Annotated in this window: 23 protein-coding genes and 2 pseudogenes; 15 read left to right on the top strand and 10 right to left on the bottom strand. The window is 31.7% G+C overall.

Going from position 1 to position 26,612, the window contains the following annotated elements; genetic code table 11:
- Positions 1-70 precede the first annotated feature (70 nt).
- The 3 genes from KA926_RS06385 to KA926_RS06375 all read left to right on the top strand — a co-directional run bounded on the left by KA926_RS06385 (position 71) and on the right by KA926_RS06375 (position 2,971).
- Positions 71-1,609 (top strand): PTS transporter subunit EIIC, encoded by a 1,539-nt coding sequence (locus KA926_RS06385; RefSeq protein ID WP_210143849.1) that lies wholly within the window; start codon positions 71-73, stop codon positions 1,607-1,609.
- Positions 1,610-1,671: 62 nt separating this feature from the next.
- Entirely contained in the window at positions 1,672-2,439 is a 768-nt protein-coding gene (gene nagB / locus KA926_RS06380; protein WP_210143847.1) for a glucosamine-6-phosphate deaminase, read from the top strand.
- Positions 2,440-2,839: 400 nt separating this feature from the next.
- Positions 2,840-2,971: a beta-class phenol-soluble modulin gene (locus tag KA926_RS06375; protein ID WP_210143845.1), complete on the top strand. Its 132-nt coding sequence runs from the start codon at positions 2,840-2,842 to the stop codon at positions 2,969-2,971.
- Between the two features lie 121 nt (positions 2,972-3,092).
- Here KA926_RS06375 and KA926_RS06370 read toward each other — a convergent pair.
- From KA926_RS06370 to KA926_RS06345, 6 genes and pseudogenes are all read right to left on the bottom strand, one after another.
- A pseudogene (locus KA926_RS06370) lies at positions 3,093-4,314 on the bottom strand (NupC/NupG family nucleoside CNT transporter).
- Positions 4,315-4,323: 9 nt separating this feature from the next.
- Positions 4,324-5,235, bottom strand: coding sequence for a pseudouridine-5'-phosphate glycosidase (locus KA926_RS06365; protein ID WP_119535607.1), 912 nt, complete (start codon positions 5,233-5,235; stop codon positions 4,324-4,326).
- The gene (locus KA926_RS06360) at positions 5,219-6,328 is read right to left on the bottom strand and encodes a carbohydrate kinase (RefSeq protein ID WP_107505238.1); all 1,110 of its coding nucleotides are present in this window, start codon (positions 6,326-6,328) and stop codon (positions 5,219-5,221) included. The genes KA926_RS06365 and KA926_RS06360 overlap by 17 nt, the downstream gene beginning before the upstream one ends.
- A gap of 538 nt (positions 6,329-6,866) precedes the next feature.
- The gene (locus KA926_RS06355; RefSeq protein ID WP_245335836.1) at positions 6,867-7,568 is read right to left on the bottom strand and encodes a hypothetical protein; all 702 of its coding nucleotides are present in this window, start codon (positions 7,566-7,568) and stop codon (positions 6,867-6,869) included.
- A 437-nt stretch (positions 7,569-8,005) separates the two neighbouring features.
- Positions 8,006-9,301 (bottom strand): TcaA second domain-containing protein, encoded by a 1,296-nt coding sequence (locus KA926_RS06350; RefSeq protein ID WP_210143844.1) that lies wholly within the window; start codon positions 9,299-9,301, stop codon positions 8,006-8,008.
- 14 nt (positions 9,302-9,315) lie between these two features.
- On the bottom strand, positions 9,316-10,140 hold the full coding sequence (locus tag KA926_RS06345; protein ID WP_210143842.1) for a zinc ribbon domain-containing protein: 825 nt from the start codon (positions 10,138-10,140) through the stop codon (positions 9,316-9,318).
- A 283-nt stretch (positions 10,141-10,423) separates the two neighbouring features.
- Between KA926_RS06345 and KA926_RS06340 the strand changes: the two genes are divergently transcribed.
- The 5 genes from KA926_RS06340 (at position 10,424) to KA926_RS06320 (ending at position 15,758) form a co-directional block, all read left to right on the top strand.
- Positions 10,424-11,320, top strand: coding sequence for a DUF7916 family protein (locus tag KA926_RS06340; RefSeq protein WP_210143840.1), 897 nt, complete (start codon positions 10,424-10,426; stop codon positions 11,318-11,320).
- 374 nt (positions 11,321-11,694) lie between these two features.
- Entirely contained in the window at positions 11,695-13,635 is a 1,941-nt protein-coding gene (locus KA926_RS06335; protein WP_210143838.1) for a BglG family transcription antiterminator, read from the top strand.
- A gap of 11 nt (positions 13,636-13,646) precedes the next feature.
- Positions 13,647-14,087, top strand: a complete 441-nt coding sequence (locus KA926_RS06330; RefSeq protein WP_210143836.1) for a PTS sugar transporter subunit IIA — start codon at positions 13,647-13,649, stop codon at positions 14,085-14,087.
- 5 nt (positions 14,088-14,092) lie between these two features.
- Positions 14,093-14,377 (top strand): PTS sugar transporter subunit IIB, encoded by a 285-nt coding sequence (locus KA926_RS06325; protein ID WP_107383531.1) that lies wholly within the window; start codon positions 14,093-14,095, stop codon positions 14,375-14,377.
- Positions 14,378-14,399: 22 nt separating this feature from the next.
- Positions 14,400-15,758, top strand: a complete 1,359-nt coding sequence (locus KA926_RS06320; protein WP_107385710.1) for a PTS ascorbate transporter subunit IIC — start codon at positions 14,400-14,402, stop codon at positions 15,756-15,758.
- A gap of 53 nt (positions 15,759-15,811) precedes the next feature.
- On the opposite strand, the gene KA926_RS06315 is transcribed toward KA926_RS06320, so the two are convergent.
- Together KA926_RS06315 and panE are read right to left on the bottom strand one after the other, a co-directional pair.
- Complete coding sequence (locus tag KA926_RS06315) at positions 15,812-16,630, bottom strand: acyl-CoA thioesterase (protein WP_210143835.1); 819 nt, start codon at positions 16,628-16,630, stop codon at positions 15,812-15,814.
- 40 nt (positions 16,631-16,670) lie between these two features.
- Complete coding sequence (gene panE, locus KA926_RS06310) at positions 16,671-17,588, bottom strand: 2-dehydropantoate 2-reductase (protein ID WP_210143833.1); 918 nt, start codon at positions 17,586-17,588, stop codon at positions 16,671-16,673.
- A gap of 422 nt (positions 17,589-18,010) precedes the next feature.
- On the opposite strand from panE, the pseudogene KA926_RS06305 reads away from it, so the two are divergent.
- The 4 genes and pseudogenes from KA926_RS06305 to msr(A) all read left to right on the top strand — a co-directional run bounded on the left by KA926_RS06305 (position 18,011) and on the right by msr(A) (position 22,409).
- Positions 18,011-18,861, top strand: a pseudogene (locus KA926_RS06305) (NAD-dependent epimerase/dehydratase family protein).
- Between the two features lie 477 nt (positions 18,862-19,338).
- Positions 19,339-19,920: a TetR/AcrR family transcriptional regulator gene (locus KA926_RS06300; RefSeq protein ID WP_210143832.1), complete on the top strand. Its 582-nt coding sequence runs from the start codon at positions 19,339-19,341 to the stop codon at positions 19,918-19,920.
- A 13-nt stretch (positions 19,921-19,933) separates the two neighbouring features.
- The gene (locus tag KA926_RS06295; protein ID WP_210143830.1) at positions 19,934-20,485 is read left to right on the top strand and encodes a hypothetical protein; all 552 of its coding nucleotides are present in this window, start codon (positions 19,934-19,936) and stop codon (positions 20,483-20,485) included.
- Positions 20,486-20,942: 457 nt separating this feature from the next.
- Positions 20,943-22,409 carry an ABC-F type ribosomal protection protein Msr(A) gene (gene msr(A) / locus KA926_RS06290; protein ID WP_210143828.1) on the top strand — a complete coding sequence of 489 codons (1,467 nt, stop codon included), beginning with the start codon at positions 20,943-20,945 and terminating at the stop codon, positions 22,407-22,409.
- A gap of 545 nt (positions 22,410-22,954) precedes the next feature.
- Here the strand turns inward: msr(A) and KA926_RS14050 are convergent.
- Entirely contained in the window at positions 22,955-23,080 is a 126-nt protein-coding gene (locus KA926_RS14050) for a hypothetical protein (RefSeq protein ID WP_258230511.1), read from the bottom strand.
- On the bottom strand, positions 23,077-23,772 hold the full coding sequence (locus KA926_RS06285) for an aspartate/glutamate racemase family protein (protein ID WP_210143827.1): 696 nt from the start codon (positions 23,770-23,772) through the stop codon (positions 23,077-23,079). Before KA926_RS06285 ends, KA926_RS14050 begins: the two co-directional genes overlap by 4 nt.
- 227 nt (positions 23,773-23,999) lie before the next feature.
- On the opposite strand from KA926_RS06285, the gene folE reads away from it, so the two are divergent.
- From folE to KA926_RS06270, 3 genes are read left to right on the top strand one after another with little or no spacing between them, the layout of a single operon-like run.
- Positions 24,000-24,632 carry a GTP cyclohydrolase I FolE gene (gene folE, locus KA926_RS06280; protein WP_210143825.1) on the top strand — a complete coding sequence of 211 codons (633 nt, stop codon included), beginning with the start codon at positions 24,000-24,002 and terminating at the stop codon, positions 24,630-24,632.
- 20 nt (positions 24,633-24,652) lie between these two features.
- Complete coding sequence (locus tag KA926_RS06275; RefSeq protein ID WP_210143823.1) at positions 24,653-25,423, top strand: SDR family oxidoreductase; 771 nt, start codon at positions 24,653-24,655, stop codon at positions 25,421-25,423.
- 15 nt (positions 25,424-25,438) lie between these two features.
- Positions 25,439-26,608 carry an NAD(P)/FAD-dependent oxidoreductase gene (locus tag KA926_RS06270; RefSeq protein ID WP_210143822.1) on the top strand — a complete coding sequence of 390 codons (1,170 nt, stop codon included), beginning with the start codon at positions 25,439-25,441 and terminating at the stop codon, positions 26,606-26,608.
- Positions 26,609-26,612: the final 4 nt, after the last annotated feature.

Below are 26,612 nucleotides of genomic sequence, written 5' to 3'. Positions count from 1 at the left end.
ATAATAGCAATTTATATTGATTAATATTTTCTTTGATTGTATATTTATGGTAATTAGGAGGGTGATAACTATGAGTAAATTGTTTGAAAAGGCGCAACAATTTGGTAAATCATTTATGTTGCCTATCGCTATATTACCAGCAGCTGGATTATTGTTGGGAATCGGTGGGGCATTAAGTAATCCGAATACAATTAAAGCATATCCTGTGTTGGATATTACTTTATTACAAAATATATTTGTCCTTATGTCATCTGCAGGTAATATTGTATTTCAAAATTTACCAGTAATTTTTGCTATAGGTGTTGCTATAGGATTAGCTAGAAGTGATAAAGGTACTGCAGGATTAGCAGCAATGCTAGGATTCCTGATTATGAACGCTTCGATGAATGGGTTGTTGATCATTACAGATACGTTAGCAAAAGGCAATTTGGCAGAAGAAGGACAAAGTATGGTTCTTGGAATTCAAACAGTAGAAACGGGCGTGTTTGGGGGAATTATAACAGGTGTTATGACAGCGCTTTTACATAATAAATATCACAAGATATCACTTCCGTCGTATTTAGGTTTCTTTGGAGGATCTCGTTTTGTGCCAATTATTACAGCAATCTCTGCAATCATACTCGGGGTTATCATGTTCTTTGTTTGGCCAACAGTGCAAGGATGGATATTTGGCGTTGGAGGTATCGTAGATAAAACGGGTGTCATTGGTACTTTTTTCTTTGGATTTATATTAAGACTGTTGGGACCATTTGGTTTACATCATATTTTCTATTTACCGTTTTGGCAAACTGCATTAGGTGGCTCATTAGAAGTCAAAGGTCACCTTGTTCAAGGTACTCAAAATATTTTCTTTGCTCAACTAGGTGACCCAGACGTAACGAAATACTATTCAGGTGTTTCGCGTTATATGTCAGGGCGATTTATTACAATGATGTTTGGCCTATGTGGTGCAGCTTTAGCAATTTATCATACTGCTAAACCGCAACATAAAAAAGTCGTTGGTGGTTTAATGTTATCGGCTGCTTTAACTTCATTTTTAACAGGTATTACAGAACCGCTAGAGTTCAGCTTTTTATTTGTTGCACCTGTTTTATATGTGATACATGCATTTTTAGATGGTTTAGCTTTTATGATGGCGGACATATTTAATATTACGATAGGTCAAACATTCAGTGGTGGATTTATAGACTTTTTATTATTCGGCGTTTTGCAAGGTAACGCTAAGACGAATTTTTTATGGGTGATACCAATTGGCATAATTTGGTTTATTTTATATTATGTTATTTTTAGCTTTTTAATTAAAAAATTCAATTTTAAAACACCTGGTAGAGAAGCGGAAGCAACTACAGAAACCGTTGAAACGACAGAACGTGCTAAAACAATCATCAAAGGTTTAGGCGGTAAAGAAAATATAGATATTGTCGATTGTTGTGCTACAAGACTAAGAGTGACGTTAAAGTCGGATGAACCTGTAAATAAACAAGTGCTTAATTCTACCGAAGCTAGAGGTATTATTCAGAAAGGTAATGGTGTACAAATTGTTTATGGGCCACATGTTACAACGATAAAAAATGAAGTAGAAGAATTGCTAGAAAGCGAGCAAGTGTAATTAATAAAATATTCAATTTATCATTAAACAGAGGTAATATGTAGAAAGTGATTGGTGAGTTTATGTATATTTTAAATTTAGAGAACCGGCAACTTGCAAGTCAATATGTTGCGATTGAACTGTTAAAACAAATGAAATTAAAACCGGATTCAGTATTGGGGCTTGCTACAGGAAATACTATGACAGATGTTTACAAGTATTTAAAAACATTGATTAATAATAATAATTTGCAAATCGATCAAATAGTGACATTCAATTTGGATGAATATGTGGGTTTAAGCGCAGACAATGAACAAAGTTATCACGCATATATGTACCAACAGTTATTTAAATATCATCAAACGTGGCATAAAGAAAATATATTTATACCACAAGGAGATACCGATAATTTAGAACAAGAATGCTTAATGTATGAACAATATTTAAAAGACAAAGGCCCTGCAGATATACAAATTTTAGGTATAGGTGAAAACGGACATATAGGATTTAATGAGCCTGGTTCGTCGTTTGAAAGTGTCACAAGAGTTGTAGATTTATCTTCTTCAACGATTAATGCAAATAGTCGTTATTTTGATTCAATAGAAGAAGTTCCTAAGCAAGCAATTTCTATGGGACTGGCATCCATTATGCGTGCGAAACGTATTATTTTGTTAGCGATGGGCAGAAATAAAAAAGAAGCCATTTCACAATTAATAGAGGGGGATATATCTGAAGCATTACCAGCATCTATATTACATCAACACCCTCATGTTGATGTAATTGTAGATAATGAAGTATTCGAAGCTTTAGATCAAGATAAAGTTCAGCGATTAGAAAGGCATTTGTCATAAAGATATTTGAATACGTTGTGTTTTGGCGAGACGCTTGAGGTAACAGGACAAGCTGAAGACTATAGACTGAAGCTATCCCTTAAGAAAGCGAGCCAATAATACGAAGTATTGAATAAAAAAGAAGCCCTCAGATGAATTGAATTAAATCATCTGAGGGCTATTTTTCTAGGATTTATGTCCCAGACGCATCATTTCTGTCGTTATAAAAATAATATAAAACTTTATCACTGAATGACAACTAGGAAACATTAATTGTAAAAATTAAGTATTGTAATAACACTTAGGCATAAAAAACTACAAACCAAGAAATATTTACAACAATATTAATATTTTTTATTATAATTTAGTTAAAGGTAATCAACCTTTAACAAATAATATATCGAGGAATGAGGTGTGTTAAATGTCTGATTTCGTAAACGCAATCAGTGAAGCTGTAAAAGCAGGTTTAAGTGCTGACTGGGTGACAATGGGAACTAGCATTGCGGACGCATTAGCTAAAGGCGCTGACTTCATCTTAGGTTTCTCTAACTAATAAATATTGAAAGAGGCTGAGACAAATTGAATTGTCTCAGCCTTTTATTATTTAATTACTGGAATGGACGACGAAATCATTTTAAGTGAATTTGATTTCTGTACATACTTTTTTTAAAATACTATAATACTAAACCAACGATTGATGCTGAAATAATTGAAGCAAGTGTAGAACCTAGCAGCTAGCAGCAAGCGTAGGGCAAACGAAGCCACCTTATTACCTTGTGTATCACTAAATCCTTTGATAGCACCAACGATAATGCCCACAGTACCAAAATTAGCAAAACTAACAAGATAGACAGAAATGATACCTTGTGTACGTTGTGTTAAATCTCCAGCTAATTTTTGGAAGTCTAACATAGCAACAAATTCATTAGTGATTAATTTAGTTGCCATCAGTGATCCAGCTTGAACTGCTTCGTTCCAAGGTACACCTATAATAAAAGCAATCGGTGCAAAAATAAAGCCGATTAATTGTTTGAAATCTAAACCAACAAAATTAAATAACACTGTGACTGCTTCCATCAAAGAGATAAATGCAAGTAACATAATAGCAACACTTACGGCAATTTTAAAACCATCCGTAGCACTATCACCAATCATTTGGAAAAATGGAACCTTTTTCGGCTTTGTTTCATCACTATTTGAATTGCTTTTAACTGTGGATGAGTTGGAAATCTCCACATCACTATCATCTGATTGATATGGATTGATGACACTTGCGATAATTAATGCACTGAAAATATTGAGCATAACGGCAGTAACAACATATTTAGGTTCAATCATTTGCATATATGAACCTAACATAGCCATACTGACTGCACTCATACCAGAAGTGGTAATTGTATATAATTTCTCTTTAGATAATTTAGGAATCATTTCTTTAATAGTTAAATAAACTTCTGGCTGTCCTAACATCGAAGTTGAGATTGCAAAGTAACTTTCGAGACGGCCCATACGTGTGATTTTATTGATAATAATACCAACATATTTAATGATAAACGGAAGAATTTTAAAATAGTTTAATACACCGATTAGTACTGAAATAAATACTAAAGGTAGTAACACTGTAATAAAGAAAGTTGAAGCACCTTTGTTTTGTAAACCGCCGAAGACAAACTCGATACCAGCTTTACTAATATTGATTAATTCTTCAAAAAATGAACCTAGTGTTGTTAATATCGTTAAACCAATAGTCGTATTCATCATGAATAATACAATGACGATTTGAACGATTAACATAATTACTGGTTTTTTGAAATCAATCGCCTTTCTGTTATAGCTAAATAAAAAAGCGATGAATAACGCAAAAAGTATACCAGTAATGGCAAATATGATTGACATAAGTATCACCTACAATTTATTGAAAGCAACTGCAATTTTAGCTCCAAGTACCGCATTGTTTTCAACTAGTTTGATATTTGTATTTAAACTCTTGCCTTCAGACTTTTCGACAATTTTACTGAGTAAAAATGGCGTAGAATCTTTACCACTAATACCTTGCGTTTCTGCTTCTTTAACTGCTTCTTCAATAAGGCCATCAATATATGATTTTGGTAGTTCATCTTCTTTCGGAACTGGATTAACGATGACAACACCGCCTTCAATATTTAAATCATTTTTAATTTTACAAATACGTGCGATGTCGTCTGGGTTTTCAGAAGAACTGTTTAATTTAATACCGCTTTGTCTTGTGAAGAATGCTGGTAATTCATCTGTTTGGTAACCAATTACTGGTACACCTTTTGTTTCAAGATATTCCATTGTTTTTGGTAAATCTAGAATAGATTTAGCACCTGCACATATTACTGTTACATTTGTTTTACCTAATTCTTCTAAGTCTGCTGATATATCCATAGTGTTTTCAACGCCCCTATGTACACCACCAATACCACCAGTTACAAAGAATTGAATTTCTGCTAATTCTGCACTCATCATTGTTGATGCAACAGTAGTTGCGCCAATCTGTTTAGTAGCGAGTACTTCTGCAAAATCACGACGTGAAACTTTTGCGACATTATCACTTTTAGCAAGTAATTCTAGTTCATCATTTTCCAGTCCAATTTTAATCTTTCCATCAATTAATGCAATTGTTGCTGGAATAGCGCCATATTCACGTATGATATTTTCAACAGTCGTAGCCATTTCTACATTTTGCGGGTATGGCATACCATGTGAAATAATTGTTGATTCTAAGGCTACGATGGGCTTCTTGTCTGCTTTAGCTTGTGCTACTTCTGTGGAAAATTCAATATATTGCTTCATTTTTATAGTCCTCCAAATCTCTAAATAATTGTTTTTTATCTAAGTTTTGCCTCACTGTATATTCTGTTTCAATTGTTTTACGAGAATTAATCATGCCTGCTGTCAGTATGCTTTCGGTATCTAGATCATTTAACCAACTGAAAATGACTGCACTAGAGAAAGCGTCACCAGCACCTGTTACGTCAACGACATGCTTAGAAGGTATGACAGGTTTAATTACTTCTTCGTCATTATTTCTAAAAATAAGTTCTTTTACACCGTTTGTAATAACGACATTTGAAACACCCAACTGATTCCATTTCTGTGCAGCTTTACGCAAATCATCAGTGTCTTGTATGTTCATATTTAAATAAGTTTCTGTTTCATCTCTATTGATAATGAGCCAATCGATAGCATGTAACGAATCAGGCATGTTTTTCATTTTTGGGGATGAAACTGGAATCACTATTAATTTAATACTATGTTTTTCTGAATAGGCACATAAAAAATCCATTGCACTTTTTGAAATATTGAGGTCTGCGATGATACATTTTGCTTTTATTAATAAGTGTGTACGCTTAATTAAAAATTCTGGAGTGATATAATCATAGACCTCCATATCTGCTAAGCCATATTCCATATTACCGTCGCTATTGATTAATGCAGTATAGGAACCAGTGTTAGCATTTTCAATTTGTTGAACGTGGTCTAAATTCATGAATGGCGTTGATAATTTATGAATCATATCCCACTCACTATCATTGCCACTCACAGATAAAAATGCGACTGTTTCTCCCATACGGCCTAGATTCTCAGCAATGTTGCGCGCAACACCACCTATAGATCTCGTTGAGGTAACAGGATTAGACGTTTCTAATTGTAAGTCGCTATGAACATAAAATTTTCTGTCTAAGTTCGCAGCGCCAATGCACACAATTGGATAATCTTCATTTAAAACATATGCTTTTCCTAAAACATATTCTTTACGAATAAGTCCGGATATAATATTTGCAACTGCTGGCCTAGATAATCCAATGGACTGTGCTAATTCTTGTTGTGAAATGAATGGATTTTCCTGAATACGATTTAAAACTGCTTGTTCATTTTTATTCATATAGCAACCTCCTTTATGCAAAATTAAACTTAAGTTTACAAATTAAACATTTGTTTAAGTTGATAAGATAATAGAATGAATATTCTGAATTGTATACGCTTACATATAATAGTTCGTAAAATTGTAATATCTATATAACTGCGAAATATCAATTTGAATATGCTACATATTGCTGGAAATCAGGAGTTTTATGGCTTTTTATAATTCGTGTAATTTATTAAATTAGTTTGAATGAAAATTTTTTTCAATTAATAATTGAACCTCAATAATTTTATGTTTGAATTGTGGAAAGTATATTTTAAACGTTAATGAAATTAAATAGAAATGGGGGTGTTTATAAAAAGATATATATTTAATAGTTTTATAACTAGTAAAAAGCTAGGGAAGCGAGAGATTAAGGTAATAGATAGACATGTCATACAGCAAGTGAACATAAATAAAAAACTGTCGACAAGGTGAGCTCTTAGTCGACAGTTTTTTATTTTGAGAATATCATCTATATTTTATATTTTTTGAAAACACATATTAATTTTACATGCTAACTTTCAGCGTTGTCATTATTTGTTTCTTCATCTTTATTAAACAAAGAAGAAAATTTAGATTTTATATCATTTAGCTTACTATTTACTTTATCCAATTCTTCTTGCATTTTATCAGTATTACCATTATCTTTTTCGGTTTTTGCCTGTTTTAAATCATCTATCGTAGTTTGATATTTATCAGCTAAATGATTTGTTTTATTAGAATCAGCTTCTTGTTTTAAACTATCAATCTTATCTTGTAATGCTTGTAATTTAGAATCTGTTGCTTCATTAGAGTTTGAAATATCTGTTTTTATTGATTGAATATCATCTTTAACTTGATTGTTCTGACGTTCAAAATTGACATTATCGCCTTGAGTATCATTCGATTGATTTTGATTGGCGGTGGATTGTTCACTTGATTCATTTGCAGTTTGTTGATCATCATTGCTACCATTCATAAAAGTACTAACTGCAAAGATGACAATGATAACTAATAAAACCACCATACCTAAACCTAGCCAAAATTGTTTGCGCTTTGATTTTTTATTTTCTTCTAATAACTGCAATTCACGTTCGCGATCTCGCTGATTGTAGCTTGTTTCTGACTTGTAATCATTGTACTTATTGTCATTATAAGATTCGCTATTTTTTTCAGTACGACGATAGGGATTGTATAAGATTGTTCCGAAGGTATCTTGTTGTTGCTGGTCATTCACAGTATGAATATTTAAATCCGTATTAACGTTCCCATATTTGTCTAACGCAATAATTTTTCCATCATCTTCAATTTTTAAAATTTTAGGATAATCATTGAAAGAGTTGTTATAGCCATTTTTTTCACCTTCAAATATATTTAGATATTAATTGCTTACTTTTAAATTACCCAACTCTAGTAGTATAAACATTGCTTGTTTTAATGGTCTTTCATATATATTACTTAATTTTATAAAATAAAACATCATCATTTAGACTGAGGTGATGCATTTGATGATATTTTGTTTTACTTTAACAAAGGTAAAAATTAAAAAGTGGGACAGAAATCTTTTTAATAAAATTAGATTTCAATCCCACTCCTTTAAATAGTGTGTTTAAGTAATTATGCAATATAATGGCCACGTTTCAAGTAACAAGTTGGATTACTATTTGTGGTTTGTTAATATCCTGAATCGACTTCTTCACCGTCTTCGTCATATTCAGTAACGTAACCATCCTCATCAATTTTATAAGAACCTGCTAGTTCTCCGTCTTTATCTGTAAAAGAGAATCCCCAACCGTCTCCAGTTTTTTCGGGTTCTTTATAAGTGTAATTATCTGTATCCAAAGTACTCCCTTCATAAGATTCGACTTTATCAATAACATTATCACGTGTTACTTTTTCATCAGAATTGGAAGTACTATTATCGTCGTCATCAGAATCTGCTTCTTTTTCAATCATTTTATCTTCATAATCGCTTATTGCATCATCGTCAAATGTTAAAGCTACATCTATTTCATCTTCGTCATCATTTGGACTTGAAACATTTTCTACACTAGATTTGAATTGTTTACCTTCAACTTCAGTGGTAGCATAAACTTCAACTTTTTCATCAGGTGCATAAGGGCCGTAAGTGATAGATTCATATTCATCAAAATCTGATTGTTCATTACCATTTATATAAAGTTTAAGTGAATCGGAATCTGCAAAAGATGAATCGATACTAACTGTAAAACGTTTTTGTTTGAATTGCAGATCTGCACTATTACTTTCTGACATATCGATATGAATGACACCATCGAATTTTTTGTTATCAACCTTTTGCGTTGCTTTTAAGTCATATATGCCGATTGGAAAATCATCAAGTGTTTTCGTCTTACCTTGTTTTAACTTAACTTGCGTTGTTTTGTCATTAAGTTTGTAAGATAGTGTCGTGTCTTCTTCTGAAGTAATAGAAACAGGTTCCTCATTAACATTAAAAATGTAATTTTTAAATATACCCCATTTTTTCCCATCTTCGGTGATATTGATTAGAGAAGTATCGCCAACAGTGACAGTTTGTTCGTTTAATTTGTTTTCTTTGATATTTTTTGCACTACTTTGTAGTTCATCAGCAACACGATCTACGCTATCGGTTTCGTCAATATATTTATAAATAGCCTTAGCTTCATCTTTAGAAATTGCTTCACCATTTGATTTTAAATGGCTAGCTAGACGATCTGTGTCTTTGTTTTTTAAATCTTTAGCAATGGTTTCTGCTTGTTTTGTAGGTGATAGTTGCGTGTCTATTATTTTATAAGCCACAAACAAAGCGATAATAATGACTAATATCACTGCAATAATAATAAATAGAGGCCATTTTGATTTATGGTTAGGTGATTGATTAGTTGTTCTTTGTTGAACAGGCGTCCCACATTGGGTACAGACGCGTTGACCTGGTTTAATTTCAGCACCACAATTACTACAATACTTCATTTGAAACATCCTCCTTAATAACCTGTATTAAAAAATGAACTTAAATCACTTAATGTATTAGAAACAGTACTTTCCACTATAATACGTAAAATGATTCCCAAAATGATGATATAGATGAATATAGAATAAATGACAGGCATACGTATAAGTTGGTTGTGACTATATTTCGTAATTAAATATATTGGTGCAATTAAAGTGAATAATATAGCAATAATGATAAGGAATATTGCAAAACTTGGAACATGAATTGCTAAAAATAGTAAACCAAGTAAAAGTGTAATGACAGATAGGGTGTTAACTAAAACGAAATCTGAAAATACTTTATGTAACGTCGAATTAATATTTAATATTTTGATTAGTGCATAAGTGATTCCAAATAGTACTGCAATTGCAATTAATAAGAAAAGTGAAATGTTAAACACAACACTTGCTTTACTTGACATGAAATATGCTACTTCTGCAGGTATCAGTATTGTTAGTAATATGATGGATAAAAGTAATCCCGCTACAATTATACTGAAAAGTGTTTTGTAAGAAAAAAAGTGGGGACTCACAAGTTCTTTATCCGGATGTCTAAAAGCAGTTGAAAAGAACGTTTTAGCTTCATTGAAAATGTCTGAAGAATACTTTGAAAACTGCTCGGTTTTAGGATTAGACTGTGTTGAATATTGTGTTGATGTTTGTGTTGCATTAGATTGCGTTGAATCTAGTTCAGATGTGTAGTTCGGTTTGTTTTTAGTTTCGTTCGTTGTATTCGTTTGATGAGATAATTTTGTACCACACTCTCCACAAAATAAATCTGATGCTTCAATAGGATTTCCACATTTTGGACACTGCATAAAGCTTCCCCCTTGTAATATGTATATTAAAATATAATATCACATTTATATTTACGACACACTACTGTTTTGAAAATTAACTAAATTAAAATTCAAAAGATTGTAAATGTATATAGAAGTAGTTTTTTATTTAAAAAAGAATAATAATAAGTAGAGGGTGTGTATAATGAATTGTAGAGGAATCTTGTGTAGTTATTACGAAGGAAAAGAACATCATTATTATATAATGTAGTTATAATAAATAAAATGGCAACTAAAGTATATATTAAGGAGTGGAATCCAAATGGTTAAGCGATTATTGAGTAATAATGCTTCAGAACTACTAGCAATGACAGGTGAAGAATTGAAACAGAGTATTAAAGCTAGTGCTGGACGGGTGGTTTTATCTGAAAATATAGTAACAGAAACGCCTGTCGTACCAGATATTACTAATGCTGAAATAGCGCGTGCGTTTGGCGCTGATTTGATTTTACTAAATGGCTTTGATGCGTTTCATCCAAAAGTTAAAAATATAGAAGAACATGAACAGGTTATCGAAACATTAAAACAATTCGTTGGTAGACCCATTGGCGTGAACTTAGAACCTGTTGATGACGGAACAAATATGTATGATCAACACTTAGAAATTGCAGAAGGACGTCAAGCAAGTCCTGAAACGGTTCAAGTACTTGAAGCATTAGGGGTGGATTTTATATGTATGACTGGAAACCCTGCAACTGGTGTATCTAATAAGAAAATAGTTGAAGCAATCCAAAATACAAAAAATCATTTTTCTGGTTTGATTATCGCTGGGAAAATGCATAGTTCAGGTGTAGATGAACCTGTGATTACAAGAGAATATGTAAGGAAATTTCTTGAAGCGGGTGCTGATATTATACTAGTACCTGCTGTGGGTACAGTGCCAGGTTTCGATGAAACGCAACTTAAAGACATTGTCAAAGAAGTTCATCGTGAAGGAGGACTTGTCATGTCAGCAATTGGTACGAGTCAAGAAAGCGCTGATCCAAGTACTATTAGAGATTTTGCCATTCGAAATAAAATATGTGGTGTGGATATTCAACATATTGGTGATGGTAGTTTCTGCGGTTTAGCACCTGTGGAAAATATATTTGAATTAAGTAAAGCATTGCGTGGAGAAAGACACACGTTGTCAATGATTGCGCGTTCTATTAATCGCTAATAAAATTACAATATATAAATTCTAGTTTTCAAATATTAATTGGTTTATTTTAGATTATTAAATATACCAAAAAGTATTTTATTTGTGGTTAGAACGGTTTAGCAGTAATAACTCATTTGAAGTAACTACTTATAAGTTATTGGATATCAAAAAATGAAGATATAGAGGAGAGGATGCAACACATTAACGTTGGATTCTCTTTTTTTATATTTAATCGATATTTTTTTATATAAAATGATTATTCAATAAATTATAATTTGAAAAAGTGATTGTTTATGTTAGATGTGCAACTTTTCGGATTATGAGACGAAAGAGATTACACATCTAAAAGTACGAGTAAGCGGTTACAATAAATATGTAAGGAGGTTGCCCATGTGTTAAGCAAGAGACAGCATCATATATTAACATTCTTACTTGAACGTGAAATGTTCATAACCATTCATCATTTAGCTATCCAATTCAATGTTTCAGAAAGGACGATACAGTACGATTTAGAATATATAGAAAGTATGGCACAACGCTTGGATTTAACTATTTCTAGAAATAAAAATGCAGGTATAATGATTAAATCTAAAATGCCCTTGAATGATATTGTTCCAAAATATATGGCGACTTCAATACATTATTCTAAAGAAGAAAGAATACGTTATATCATATTAAAGTTGTTTGAATCTAATACACCAACATCTTCTAAAACGTTGGCCGATATGGTATCCGTTACACGTAGAACAATCGTTGAAGATCTGAAAAATGTACAAACTTGGTTATCTTCTTATGATTTAAAGTTAGAATATATTAAAAATAAAGGATTTATCATACAAGGTGAGGAAACAAATTACCGCAAAGCATATGCGACACGTGTCCATGAATATTTTCAAAATCATACACATCAAATAGGGCATAAGTTATTTTCGAACAAAGCTTTAGAAACGATTCGATTCACGGTAGTGTCGGTATTATTTGAAGCGGATTATCAGTTAGTACAAAGTGCGATTGATGGATTAATTTATCATATTTTAATTGCAATACATCGAACTAAAGAAAAATTTGTTTTTGAAATACCTGAAATGGAATATAACAAATTGGCAGAAACGGACCATTTTCGTGTGGCATTACTCATAAAAGCATCTTTGGAAGAAAAGCTAGATATACAATTCCCTAAAAGTGAAGCAGGTTTTATTACCTTACATTTGTTAGGTGCTAAAACTTCAGAGATGAATCAAAAGCACGAAACAATCGATGACTTAGAAATTCTAACCGAACAATTGATAGAACGTATGAGTGGTGACTTAGGTATAGATTTAATTAACGATACTAAATTATTAAATGGTTTAATTGTTCATCTGAGACCAGCTATTCACCGATTAAAATTTGATATGACGCATAACAATCCTCTAGCAGAAGAAATCTTACAACAATATCATCACATCGTAGAAAGATTACGCAATCATATTTGGGGCGTTGAAGAGAATTATCATATTTGCTTTAACAAAGATGAGCTTGCATACATTACGTTACACTTTGCTTCAGCGATTGAACGTATTTCTGCAATTACTACAAATGCTATAAAAGTAGTGCTACTTTGTGGTTCTGGTATTGGTACTTCACAATTATTGAGAAGTAGAATGCGCCATATTTATCCTGAACTTGAAATTGTAGATGCTTATTCAATCTACGAAATTGACGAAACATTATTAAAACATGAAGGCGTTGACTATATCATATCAACAGTACCGTTTGAACATGCGTCGATACCTATACTTAATGTTTCGCCATTTTTAGATAAAAATGATCGACAACAAATTAACACAATCATCAATAATTCAAGAGAACAATATGTGCATGATATCAAAGGTTTAGGGCCTACTTTGAAAGAAGTCTTACCAGAAAATAGAATTTTAACACAACAACCTTCACTTTATAGAAATGATGCCATTAGGCAAAGTATTGAAACTTTGGTTGATGCTCAAATTGTTGATTGTATTTATGCCGATGAAATTATTGAACAATTAGATGCATTTGGACCTTATATGGTTATAAGTCCCCATATTGCTTTAATTCATGCGAAACCAACTCACGTTAAAGGGACAGTAGGTTTTAGTATTACACACTATCAAAAAGGTATTTATTTTGGTCATGAACAATATGATCCTGTTTATATCATTATTACATTAGCAACCGCTCAACCACAAATTCATTTAAATGCCCTGAGACAACTTAGTGAGCTGATTATGGATGACAAAACTAGAAAGATATTACTTTCTGGAAATATTGAAGCAATTATGCAATGTATAAATGAAGTGAGTCAACATTAAGGAGGGAAAAAATGACTTTAGAAATTATATCATCAGACAAAGTGCAAGTACTTGAACATGTTGAAAGTTGGCGTGAGGCAATTAATATAGCTGCAAGTCCTTTACAGGAACAAGGTTATTTTCAACAAGATTATATTGATGACATGATTCGTAGTGTAGAAAAATTAGGTCCTTATATAGTGATTGCTCCAGAAATAGCAATTGCACATGCTCGGCCGAATAATAATGTGAAAAAGATAGGTTTGAGTTTGTTAAAGCTAAATCAACATATTAACTTTTCAGAAGAGGGGCACTATGCCTCATTGGTTTTTGTATTAAGTGCTATTGACAATGAAGGACACTTAGAAGTATTGAGAAGTTTAGCTACGACATTAGGCAATCAACAGACAGTAAAAAATTTATTAAATGCACAAACATCAAGTGAAATTATAAATATATTTAAAGGAGAATGATGACAATGAAAATTTTAGTAGTATGTGGGCACGGATTAGGAAGTAGTTTTATGGTTGAAATGAATGCACAAGAAGCACTTAAAAATTTAAATGCACCATCAGATATAAAAGTTGAACATAGTGATGTTATGAGCGCGAGTCCCGATATGGCAGACTTATTTATTTGTGGGAGAGATTTAGAAGAAAATACCCAAAAATTAGGTGATGTCATTGTATTAGATAATATATTAGATAAAGAAGAATTACAGCAAAAACTAGATGAAAAATTAAAAGATTTAAATATACTTTAATCATTAATAAGGAGGTAAGATTATGAAGCCAATTCTTGATTTTATCGTCGATATTTTAAGTCAACCTGCGATATTAGTTGCCTTAATTGCATTTATTGGATTAATTGTCCAGAAAAAGTCGGCAACTGATATCACATCAGGTACCATAAAGACGATTCTAGGATTTTTAGTTTTAAGTGCGGGTGCTAATGTAGTAACGCAATCATTAGAACCATTTGGCAAGATTTTCCAACATGCTTTTGGTGTACAGGGTGTTGTGCCTAATAATGAAGCGATTATATCAATCGCTTTGGAGCAATATGGTACGACTGCAGCATTAATCATGGTGTTTGGGATGATTGTGAATATCATTATTGCACGCATTACTAACTTGAAATATATTTTCTTAACTGGTCACCATACATTTTATATGGCCGCATTTTTAGCAATATTATTGTCAGTTGGTCATGTGACAGGTACATTAACGGTGATTATTGGAGCGATTATTTTAGGTTTAATTATGGCAATACTACCTGCACTAGCACAGCCTACAATGAAAAAAATAACTGGAAATGACCAAGTCGCTTTGGGTCATTTTGGTACATTGAGTTATTGGGCTGCTGGAGAAATAGGTAAATTATTTAAAAGTAAATCAAAATCGACTGAAGATATCAATTTTCCTAAAGGGTTAAGCTTTTTAAGAGAAAGTACGATTAGTATTTCTTTAACAATGACATTGCTTTACTTTGTAGCATCATTGTTTGCTACACCTACTTTCGTGCACTCAGAAATCAGCGATGGACAAAACTTTATTGTGTTTTCACTTATTCAGGGTGTTACGTTTGCAGCTGGTGTGTTCATTATCTTAACGGGTGTTCGCTTAATTCTTGCAGAAATCGTACCTGCATTTAAAGGTATATCTGAAAAGTTAGTTCCAAATACGAAACCTGCATTAGACTGTCCGATAGTCTTCCCTTATGCACAAAATGCTGTGTTAATTGGCTTCTTTGTCAGCTTTATTGTAGGTGTGATTGGGATGTTCATCTTATTCTTATTTGGTGGTGTCGTGATACTTCCAGGTGTGGTGGCACACTTCTTCTTAGGTGCTACAGCAGGCGTCTTTGGTAACGCACGCGGAGGTATTAGAGGTGCGATTGCTGGATCTGCATTAAATGGATTATTAATCACGTTCTTACCATTATTATTCTTGCCATTCTTAGGTGAATTAGGCGGTGCTGCTACTACATTCTCAGACACAGATTTCTTAGTAGTGGGTGTCGTGCTTGGTAATGTAGCGAAATATATGGGCATCATTGGCATTGTTGGTTTAATTGTTGTTGTCGGTGTGGTGTCAATTTTACTACAAAAACGTTCGAATCAAAAAGCGATGAAAGAACAGTAATCATAAAAAACCTAGGCTATGCAAAATCATAGGCCTAGGTTTTTTGTATTGTCTTATTCTTTATAATAAACAAGTTGAGTTGTCGTAGCTAATAATTCTCCATCAGAACTCCAAATTTCGCCAGTTTGGTCATAAAAACCATCATTAAAATTATGTGCGCGCGTATGTCCTAATACGTGATTATTGCTGTGCTGTGCTAATGCTACCGCGTCCGAATGAAAGTACACAGTAAGAGAGACTGTACCTATTGGGACAACTTTTTCACGACGGACATATATTCTTGGAAAAAAAGCATCACACATTGAGGCAAGAGATAAATAATCTAACGGTCTATTTGGTTTGTCTTTCATCCATTGTAATGTAACTGAATCTGCATGATTTGACTTAGTGTAAGTTCTAGGTACACCTTTTATTATTTTAATATCATAATGATTCACCCAGGGTGGAACTTTTGTTAATGATAAACTGTCTACATTTTCTGCATTTGGGACTTCTGGCATGTTTAATTCGGTTGAAGACCATGTATCTCTTTTCTTTGCGGTAACTGCAGTCGCTGTAATGACTATATTGTTATGTTGGCGCAGTTCGACATACCAATGTTGTGTAGAGCGATTGGTTCTTACTGGATTTGCATTTATGGTAAATGATCCATCTTTGACAGGTGCTGCGTAATTAACAGTAAATGAAACTGGGTTACCAAGACAATCGGGATGTTCTATAATTGCTCGTAATAATGTTGATGCAATCACACCACCAAAAGGGCCAACCATATTGGCATAATCAGAAGAAGTATGTCCATGATAAACGCCAGTTTCTTGTGGTTTTAAGTTTGTTGCGATATCAAAAGGGTGTGCGTAGGTATTTAATGTCATTTGTATGCCTCCATATAAATTTTAGCTTACGTTTAAGATTTTATTGAAGCATTTCTTTATAAACTTTATGATTTTGATATGAAGCATAAAGCAGTGGTGCATCTAATTGGTGTTCTTCGGCTAAATTCAGCAAATAGCCTTGTAAGTGATCGGCTTCAATATTTAAGCCTTTCTCCATATCACGCTGCATGGATGTTTTGAAATGGTAAGATAGCTTAGAAAGTCCTTTCATATATTTATCGACGATTGTTTTATCAATCGGGACTTGGTGGCTTCTCATAATGGACGAAACTTCTTCATATAATGATTTGATAAAATCAGTGCCACCTTCACTATCACGTATTGGTCCGATTGGCGCATGCATCATTGTAGTTACACTTGATAACACTGTAATCATTAGATATTTTTGCCACATACCACGTTCGATATCTGAAGTTAAAATAAATTCAGATTTTGTATTAGCGAAAGTATCTTCTATTAATTTAGCTCTTTCACTATTTGTGCCATCTAATTCTCCAAAGAAAAGTTTATCGAAATCACTTGTTTGTACGACTTCACCAGTGGCATTTAATGAAGTTTCAATGATGCAATAACCACCCATAATTTTATTTTTACCAAAAACAGCTTGTAATTTTGGAATATGTGCAACACCGTTTAACAGCGGAATAATCACTGTATAATCCCCAACAAATGGTTTCAAGTCATCGATTGCTTGCTCAAGATGATATGATTTTGAAGATAGTAAAATCACATCAAAAGGTTCAGCATTATCTTCTCTAGTAATCAATTGTGGGGTGAAACTATAATCACCATTGTGGCTATGGATGACTAAGCCATTCCTTTCCAAATAAGATTTTCTTTTCGGCCTTACTAAAAAAGTGACATTTTTATGGTTCTCTACTAAACGACCACCAAAGTAGCCTCCAATTCCACCTGCTCCTAAGACTAAAATACGCATCTCAAACACTCCTTAATCTATGTAATGATTCATATTGCTATTTATATACCACTAAAAGTTCAAAGTTACGCATCGGAAATGAATGGAAAAATTAAGGGCATTAAATTTTTGATGATCCTTTAATGGATTGTCTGGTTAGTTGCAAAATAAGCGATATTCACCGTAGTCCATTGTTTATTGTTAAACGCTCTGTGGGTATATTTAATAAATGAATCATTGAGTGAAAGTGATGATTGTTATATACCAAATTTTTGAAATATAGAACAATGCACATACATCAATTTGATATTTATAATGAACATGACTTTAGATGTTTCATAATCTTTTCAATGTCACGTGTATCGTCACCTTGAAAGGTATATAAAATTCAGTCAAGAAACATAAAAATAACTATAAATTGTGATTAACAAAGGTGGATTATGATGACAAAAGTATTTGTAACTGGTGCTACAGGGCTTATTGGTACGAAATTAACCAAACGATTATTAGAAGAAGGCTATGAAGTAGCTGGATTAACAACGTCTAAAAAGGGTGAAGAAAAACTAGTTAATGCAGGTATTAAAGCATATATTGGTAATGTTTTAGAATATGAAACGATAGAAAGTAGTATTGGTGATTTCAAACCAGACATTATTATGAATGAAATTACTGATTTAAAACAAGTTGATATGTCAGCCAACACAAAAGTTAGAATAGAAGGTACAAAAAATCTTGTTGATGCAGCAATTCTGCATGGTGTGGAACATATCCAATCACAAAGCATTGCCTTCGCATATGAAAGTGGTCATGGGTTAGCAACTGAGGATACACCTTTAGATTACGAGTCTATAGGTGATCGTAAAATCACAGTAGACGGCGTTGAAGGATTAGAAAAGAAACCGCTCGAATAAAAAATTACGTCATTTTACGTTATGGATTATTATATGGGCCAGGTACTTGGTATGGCAAAGATGGCATGATTTATAAGCAATTTATGAATAATGAAGTTTCAATCACAGAAGGGATTCAATCATTTATTCATATAGATGATGCGATTGAAACCGCGATACAGGCCTTAAACTTTGATTCGGGTATTTATAATGTAGCAGATGATGATCCTGTAAAAGGTAATGTTTGGGCTGACTGGTATGCTAACTTATTAAACGTAACACCTAATATTAATATAGAAACTGCAGCACCTTTTGAACGCGGTGTGAGCAATGAAAAGTTTAAAATGCAAGGTGGGAAATTAATATATAAAACATGGAAAGATGGAATGAATCCAATAAACTAGATTTAGATATTTTTTAGAATGTGGCATAAACTAAACATTGGTATGAGATACTATTAATGTATATTTTTATTGTAAAAGTCTTAACACTGATATGGTTAAGGCTTTTTCTATTTCTTAATTAATTACACAACATTGAATAAAACATAGCGTTAAGGTGTCTATTAGGGAGAGCTAAAAGGTTTCATTAAAATCAAAACAATAATGTTGTTTATTATTTATAAATCTGAATAATAAAACGAAAACGCCAATAAATGCGCATTAGATTCAAAAGATTTAATTATTGTGGAAGATACCAATTATTTTGATATGTATGGTAAAGAACTTTAGGTATCACAAGTTGTAGATAAAATTATACAATAAGCCCTATTTCTTTATAGTGATGGGACTTCTCATTAAGCAAATAAAGTGACATTTGTCTGTTTTGATGGTGCAGATTTTATTTAACACACTTGTATTAAAATATGTTAGACTGAGAACATGCCAAAAATAATAAATCATGAAAAGAAGAAAGAACAAATCATTCAATACGCTTTCGACTCAATTGTAGAAAATGGGGTTAAGGGATCTACTGTAAGACAAATTGCGAAATTAGCTGAAATGACACCTGGACAGATTAGATATTATTTTCCAAATCATTCAGAGTTATTAAACGATGTAATGTCTACAGTGGAATTAAAAGTAAGGAGGAGAATTGAAATAATATTTAAGTCCGAAAACTTTAATACAATAGACAAAGCAAAAGCAAGTTTATTATCGGTATTACCATTAGATCAAGAGAGATTAGCTGATATGGAAGTATGGATGGCATTTCGATATGACATACATGAATATGGCCAAAGTACACTTGATGATGGGATAGATCAATTATGTAATAGTGTTTTGACATTATTAAAAAACGAGCATTTGTTGAAGGATAATTTGAATATTCATCTTAATTCTATGAAATTACACGCATTAATTGACGGTTTGGCGTTGCATAAATTACTTAACCCAAACGGAATTTCAAACGATGATATTCAAACAATTGTAGATGAAGAAATAGTTAGATTAACGCAATAAAGGAGGACAGCCCATGAATTTTATCGTTTGGCTTATAATTTTTTGTGAAATTGCCTTTTGGGTTGTAATATTACTTGGTTTGGTAACAAGATATATCTTAAAACAACAAAAACTAGGTTTTTTCTTCCTAGCACTTACACCTGTTATAGATTTAATATTGCTTATAACAACAGTAGTAGATCTCATGAATGGTGCAACAGCTGAAATGCCGCATGCTATAGCTGCAGTTTATATTTCAGTATCTCTTGTATTTGGGAAGAGTATAATAAATTGGGCAGATGATAGATTTAGATATTATGTAATGAAACAAGGTCCCAAACCTTATAAACTTGATGGTTTAGCTTATTCTAAAAAATATTTTAAAAGTTGGTTGAAACATTTACTTTCTTATATTATAGGTACAGGAATTTTACATTTACTTGTTTATTTAATTAATGATAAAAGTCGTACAGAAGCCATGGATGGTGTTATTCATATTTGGACAATTGTCATTATTATAGACTTAATTATTAGTATTTCATATTTTGTGTGGCCGCCTAAAAAAGAAAAAAATCATAACGAATAAGAAAAGAGAAAACGGCATCACAACAATGTCCTTATAATATATAATATTTATCACCTTAATAGCATGCCAGTTTCTGTAATCGACTGGACAGTACGTTTAATCGTGTTGATGATTGTTCATGAGCCTTATTCTTAGTTAGATATTGTAAAAAGAGCAATGAAATGTTATCTTGATAGTACTTTATTAAGCGAGGAGGATTAAAATGACTGCTTCTATGAGACTCAGATAACCCTTTTTGAATACAAAATTAAATTAATTCAAAAAGGCTTGTCCGCAATACACACTCATAGGGTGACGTATGTCATTTTTTATCCTTTGATAGGAATAATAAGCACTTTTAAATACTAAAACTTCGTAATAAACTTTAGATATTTGAAAGTGTGATGTGAATGAGACGGGAGTAGCCTGTCTCATTTTTTGCGTACACGTCCTTTAAATATACGAGGAGTGTATAAAAATGGAAAAATATACAATTAAATTTAACCAAATTAAACATAAGCTGACAGATTTTCGATCCCTTAATATTGAAGATCTTTATGCTTATCAATTTGAAAAAATAGCACTTATTGGAGGTAATGGTACTGGCAAAACCACATTACTGAATATGATTGCTCAAAAAACAAAACCAGAATCTGGAACGGTTGAAACGGATGGCGAAATTCAATATTTTGAACAGCTTAACATGAATGTGGAAAATGATTTTAACACATTAGACGGTAGTTTAATGAGTGAACTTCATATCCCTATGCATACAACCGACAGTATGAGTGGTGGTGAAAAAGCAAAATATAAATTGGCTAATGTCATATCAAATTATAGTCCGATATTACTTTTAGATGAACCTACAAATCACTTGGATAAAATTGGTAAAGATTATCTGAATAATATTTTAAAATATTATTATGGTACTTTAATTATAGTAAGTCATGATAGAGCACTTATAGACCAAATTGCTGACACAATTTGGGATATACAAGAAGATGGCACAATAAGAGTGTTTAAAGGTAATTACACACAGTATCAAAATCAATATGAACAAGAACAGTTAGAACAACAACGTCAATATGAACAGTATATAAGTGAAAAACAAAGATTGTCCCAAGCCAGTAAAGCTAAACGAAATCAGGCGCAACAAATGGCACAAGCATCATCAAAACAAAAAAATAAAAGTATAGCACCAGATCGTTTAAGTGCATCAAAACAAAAAGGCACGGTTGAGAAGGCTGCTCAAAAACAAGCTAAGCATATTGAAAAAAGAATGGAACATTTGGAAGAAGTTGAAAAACCACAAAGTTATCATGAATTCAATTTTCCACAAAATAAAATTTATGATATCCATAATAATTATCCAATCATTGCACAAAATCTAATATTGGTTAAAGGAAGTCAAAAACTGCTAACACAAGTACGTTTCCAAATACCATATGGAAAAAATATAGCACTCGTAGGTGCAAATGGTGTAGGTAAGACAACTTTACTTGAAGCTATTTACCACCAAATAGAGGGAATCGATTGTTCTCCTAAAGTGCAAATGGCATACTATCGTCAACTTGCTTATGAAGACATGCGTGACGTTTCATTATTGCAATATTTAATGGATGAAACGGATTCATCAGAATCATTCAGTAGAGCAATTTTAAATAACTTGGGTTTAAATGAAGCACTTGAGCGTTCTTGTAATGTTTTGAGTGGTGGGGAAAGAACGAAATTATCGTTAGCAGTATTATTTTCAACGAAAGCGAATATGTTAATTTTAGATGAACCAACTAATTTTTTAGACATTAAAACTTTAGAAGCATTAGAAGTGTTTATGAATAAATACCCAGGAATCATCTTATTTACCTCACATGATACAAGATTTGTTGAACATGTGGCAGATAAAAAATGGGAGCTAACAGAACAATTTATTTATGATATAACTTAAAAACTAAAGTCAAAGAAAAATGATATAAATTTAGTTTCTGGGATTTTATAAAAATTATTTGAGCACCACCTAGCGGTCATGTTTGAGTAATAAATCAAGTTGAACAAGAAGTTGATTTTGTCTTAACAGCAATGAATATAAAATCAGCAACTCAACTAACTGAAAAATGCATAACAGTAAAGTAAACGTTATTATTACAATAGAAATTACGGTTCTATAAAAATTCATAAGGTTATCATGCGACATGTTAAAAGCGACTTCTTATTATTCAGAAGTCGCTTAATAATTTTAAAGTCTAATATTAGGCTGATTGTAAAGATTTAATACTATTTCTTAATTATCGAGATTTCAACTTATTATTGATAGTAGGCTAAAATATTAACGCTATGAATCGTTAGGTGCAATACTTTTAAGAATTCTGGAGAAATTAGCCATTTTACGTTTTAATTTATCAAATTGATGCGATGAATATACTTTGTTATTAATCATATTTAATCATGTTTTATTGACATCACAAGTATTTGAAAAAGTGTTTAATTAAATAATTATTTGACAGTATCAATACATTCAAAACAATACAAATGATTATTTTTATGCACGCCATTTAAAAAACCATTTAAACAAAAAACATCTTTATGGCAATTTTCACATTGACCAATTAATTCTCTCATTTAAAAACCTCCTCAACCATTTTATTTACATGAATATCCATTGTTTCTAAAATTGGAATATTAAAATCATTTTTATCAAAAAGCATTTGTAATTCTGTACATCCTAAAATTAAACCATCAATATTGTCTTCTTTTGTCATTCGACTGATGATTTTTAGAAAGTCTTCTTTAGTTTCTTGATTTACAATACCATTTTCCAATTCATCAACAATTTTTTGGTGTATTAGTTGTTGTTCATTCTCATTAGGTACGACAACATGCTTATTATTTTTGGTGAATTGTTTTTTGAAAAAATCATGTTCCATTGTAAATTTAGTTCCTAAAAGACCTAATGATTGTAAGTTTTCTTCATCTGCGCATTCATATGTTGCATCTACGATACTGATCATTGGTACATTTACCATTTTTTCAATTTCATTAAATACTATATGTGGCGTGTTTGCAGCTATAATTATAAAATCTGCACCAATATCTTCTAATTTTTTTGCTGCATTTCCTACATAGTTCGCCAAATCTTCCAATTGATTATTGTTAATATATTCAAAAACATTATACATATTAATGCTATTAATAAATAATTCGGGTAGTGTTTTTTTACTGTTTTTTCTGTCTTGATATTTATGAATAAAAGATTGGTAATAGTCCACTGTTGATTCAGGCCCAAGACCTCCAATAATGCCTATATTTTTCATCATAATTCCTCCATTAACCGTCAAAAAATAAATTTAAACGATATTATATATTTAACCAGTTATTAAATTATTACCCGAATAATTTATTTTCAATGTTAATCAATTATTTGAAAATATATATTTTATTAAGCAGAACGTTTGTTTTTGCTATTATTTAGATAAATAATAAAGGCAAGCTTAAGCAAGCAATTTGTGATCATAAATAATAATTAAAAAGTGGTGTAGATATGGAAGATATAGATTTGGAAGAAAAAGTAAATGATCTTATCTCAAGTAATTTTGACAATAATGTTGAAGAGAAAAAAAGACAGATGAATCTTGCAATGGAAAGTGTGAGAAACATCATAGAATTATGTGGAGATGATCCTGATAGAGATGGTCTCATCGATACCCCTTATCGTTTTATTAAAGCTTTTTTAGAATATACAGAAGGGTATAATGAAGATCCTAAAACACATTTAGCAAAAACGTTTGATGTTAAACAAGACGACATGGTTTTGGTCAAGGATATAGAATTCTATTCAATGTGTGAACATCACTTTGCACCATTTTATGGTGTTGTTCATGTTGGTTATATACCTAATGAAAAGGTAACTGGATTATCAAAAATTGCTAGAGTAGTCGAAGGATATGCGAGAAGATTTCAAGTTCAAGAAAGATTAACAACTCAAATTGCACAAGCAATCAATGAGGTGTTAGAACCTAGAGGTGTCATGGTAGTGATTGAAGCCAAACATATGTGTATGTGTAGTCGAGGTATCAAAAAAGAACAATCTTCTACAATCACTTCAGCTGTACACGGATTATTTCATAAAAATTATAATACAAGAAATGAATTTTTAACTCTAATCAATAAATAATTAGAATAAGGTGTGTAATTATGTGTAGAAGAGTAGCCTTAATTACTGGTAGTGCAAAAGGTTTAGGTAAGAAGACAGCGCTTGATTTAGCTGCTAATGAAATTGATATAGTTATTAATTATCGTAAAAGCAAGGCAGAAGCACAAAAATTGGTTGATGAAATTAAGCATAAATTCGGTGTGAATGTTATAGCAATCCAAGCAGACGTATCAAAAATAAATGATGTAAAAAATATGATTCAAACAATTATGTCTACTATGGGGCGCTTAGATATTTTAATTCATAATGCAGGCCCATTTATTAAAGGTAAGAAAACCATCATTGATACTTCCTATGAAGAATGGAATGCTATGGTTGATGGTAATTTAAAAAGTTTTTTCATTTTAGTTAAAGAAGTCATTCCTATTATGAGGAAGAATAAATGGGGGAGAGTTATAACATTTGGTTTTGAACAAAGTCAAAATATACCAGGTTGGATATATCGAGGGGCATATGCGGCTGCAAAAACAGGTGTTATATCATTAACACAAACTCTATCAAAAGAAGAAGCGCGTTTCGGAATAACATTTAATACAGTTTGTCCAGGCGATATCTTAGGTGATGACAAAGAAAAAAATATTGCTGAGCATAAAAGAAATGACTTATCTCAGTTTGAAATTCCAAGAAAAGAATATGGTGAAGATATTTCTCGTGTTATTAATTTCCTTTGTGAAGAAAAATCAAGTTATATAACAGGTGCAACAATCTCTGTGACAGGTAATCATGATGTTATCAACAAATATAATTTATAAAGAGGTGCTTTAATTATGGATGATAATGTTGTAATTGTAGGTGGGTCTATAGCAGGTATATTTGCAGCAAAAGAATTAAGAAAAAAAGGGTATCAAGGTGGCATTAAAATTGTTGAAAGCGAAGAACGATTGCCATATGATAAACCCCCTTTGACGAAAGAATGGATGCAAGACAATGAAAATACTGCTATACCTTTATTAGAAAAAGAGAATTTTTATGATGACAATAATATAAAAATTGTCTTAAATACTAAAATTATAAATATAGACACAGATAAAAAACAGTTACTTACAGAAAGTAATAAAATTATAAATTATGACAAACTCGTATTAGCTACTGGTGTAAAAAATAAGAAATTAAATTATTCAAATCAAAACTTGAACATTCATTATTTATCTAACTTTTTAGATGCATTGAGCATTAAAGAGAAAGTAAGCAAAGAAAAACAAGATATTGTTATTCTGGGTGGAGGATTTATTGGATTAGAACTAGCAGCGAGTTTAAAAAATTTAAGCCATAAGGTAACTTTAATTTCAAGATCTGAATATCCATTGAGTAAAATTATTGGTAATCAAGCTGCTAAATATATTAAACAACTTCATGAAAAAAATGGTATTAATTTTATTACAAACGACACTATTAAAGAAATTGAAGGAAAAGATACTGTTAAAAAGATTACAACTGCTAATAACAGAGAAATTAAATGCAATATCTTGATAGCAGGTATTGGTACATTTTTTGAAGAAATAAGAAATCAAGGTGTAGAAAAATTAAATACAAATAATCAAGGCTATATTGTAAATGAATATGGTCAAACGAACATTCAAGATGTTTATGCGATTGGAGATTGTGCGGTTTGGCCTTATGACAATCAATTAATCAATGTTAAACATTGGGAGAATGCATTTAACCAAGGCAAGAATTTAGCTAAAAATATAATTAATAATAACACTTCACCATTTAAAGTGATTCCTTATTTTTGGTCTGATCAATATAATGACTCTTTTGAATATTTGGGTCATATAAATAATTGGAATAGAAGTGAAATTGAAGGAAACATTGAAAATGGAATATTTTCAATCACATATTATGATCAATTAGATAAACCACAGGCTGTATTTTTCACTAATGGTTATAAGAATAAAAAAGAAGTACAAGATTATCTTATAAAAAATAAAGCATAAAATT

Origin of the sequence: Staphylococcus sp. GDY8P94P, assembly GCF_017892255.1 — a bacterium.
Taxonomy (GTDB): Bacteria; Bacillota; Bacilli; order Staphylococcales; family Staphylococcaceae; genus Staphylococcus; species Staphylococcus cohnii.
This window is presented reverse-complemented; position numbering and strand designations above follow the sequence as displayed.

Excerpts from the sequence above, each read along its gene's own strand:
- KA926_RS06340 (WP_210143840.1), top strand. The coding sequence starts at position 10,424 with ATGGTTAAGCGATTATTGAGTAATAATGCTTCAGAACTACTAGCAATG.
- KA926_RS06330 (WP_210143836.1), top strand. The coding sequence starts at position 13,647 with ATGACTTTAGAAATTATATCATCAGACAAAGTGCAAGTACTTGAACAT.
- KA926_RS06350 (WP_210143844.1), bottom strand. The coding sequence starts at position 9,301 with ATGAAGTATTGTAGTAATTGTGGTGCTGAAATTAAACCAGGTCAACGC.
- KA926_RS06345 (WP_210143842.1), bottom strand. The coding sequence starts at position 10,140 with ATGCAGTGTCCAAAATGTGGAAATCCTATTGAAGCATCAGATTTATTT.
- KA926_RS06360 (WP_107505238.1), bottom strand. The coding sequence starts at position 6,328 with ATGAATAAAAATGAACAAGCAGTTTTAAATCGTATTCAGGAAAATCCA.
- KA926_RS06270 (WP_210143822.1), top strand. The coding sequence starts at position 25,439 with ATGGATGATAATGTTGTAATTGTAGGTGGGTCTATAGCAGGTATATTT.
- KA926_RS06275 (WP_210143823.1), top strand. The coding sequence starts at position 24,653 with ATGTGTAGAAGAGTAGCCTTAATTACTGGTAGTGCAAAAGGTTTAGGT.
- KA926_RS06365 (WP_119535607.1), bottom strand. The coding sequence starts at position 5,235 with ATGAAGCAATATATTGAATTTTCCACAGAAGTAGCACAAGCTAAAGCA.
- nagB (WP_210143847.1), top strand. The coding sequence starts at position 1,672 with ATGTATATTTTAAATTTAGAGAACCGGCAACTTGCAAGTCAATATGTT.
- KA926_RS14050 (WP_258230511.1), bottom strand. The coding sequence starts at position 23,080 with ATGAGAGAATTAATTGGTCAATGTGAAAATTGCCATAAAGATGTTTTT.
- KA926_RS06325 (WP_107383531.1), top strand. The coding sequence starts at position 14,093 with ATGAAAATTTTAGTAGTATGTGGGCACGGATTAGGAAGTAGTTTTATG.
- KA926_RS06320 (WP_107385710.1), top strand. The coding sequence starts at position 14,400 with ATGAAGCCAATTCTTGATTTTATCGTCGATATTTTAAGTCAACCTGCG.
- KA926_RS06315 (WP_210143835.1), bottom strand. The coding sequence starts at position 16,630 with ATGACATTAAATACCTACGCACACCCTTTTGATATCGCAACAAACTTA.
- KA926_RS06285 (WP_210143827.1), bottom strand. The coding sequence starts at position 23,772 with ATGAAAAATATAGGCATTATTGGAGGTCTTGGGCCTGAATCAACAGTG.
- KA926_RS06300 (WP_210143832.1), top strand. The coding sequence starts at position 19,339 with ATGCCAAAAATAATAAATCATGAAAAGAAGAAAGAACAAATCATTCAA.
- KA926_RS06375 (WP_210143845.1), top strand. The coding sequence starts at position 2,840 with ATGTCTGATTTCGTAAACGCAATCAGTGAAGCTGTAAAAGCAGGTTTA.
- KA926_RS06295 (WP_210143830.1), top strand. The coding sequence starts at position 19,934 with ATGAATTTTATCGTTTGGCTTATAATTTTTTGTGAAATTGCCTTTTGG.
- folE (WP_210143825.1), top strand. The coding sequence starts at position 24,000 with ATGGAAGATATAGATTTGGAAGAAAAAGTAAATGATCTTATCTCAAGT.
- KA926_RS06385 (WP_210143849.1), top strand. The coding sequence starts at position 71 with ATGAGTAAATTGTTTGAAAAGGCGCAACAATTTGGTAAATCATTTATG.
- panE (WP_210143833.1), bottom strand. The coding sequence starts at position 17,588 with ATGCGTATTTTAGTCTTAGGAGCAGGTGGAATTGGAGGCTACTTTGGT.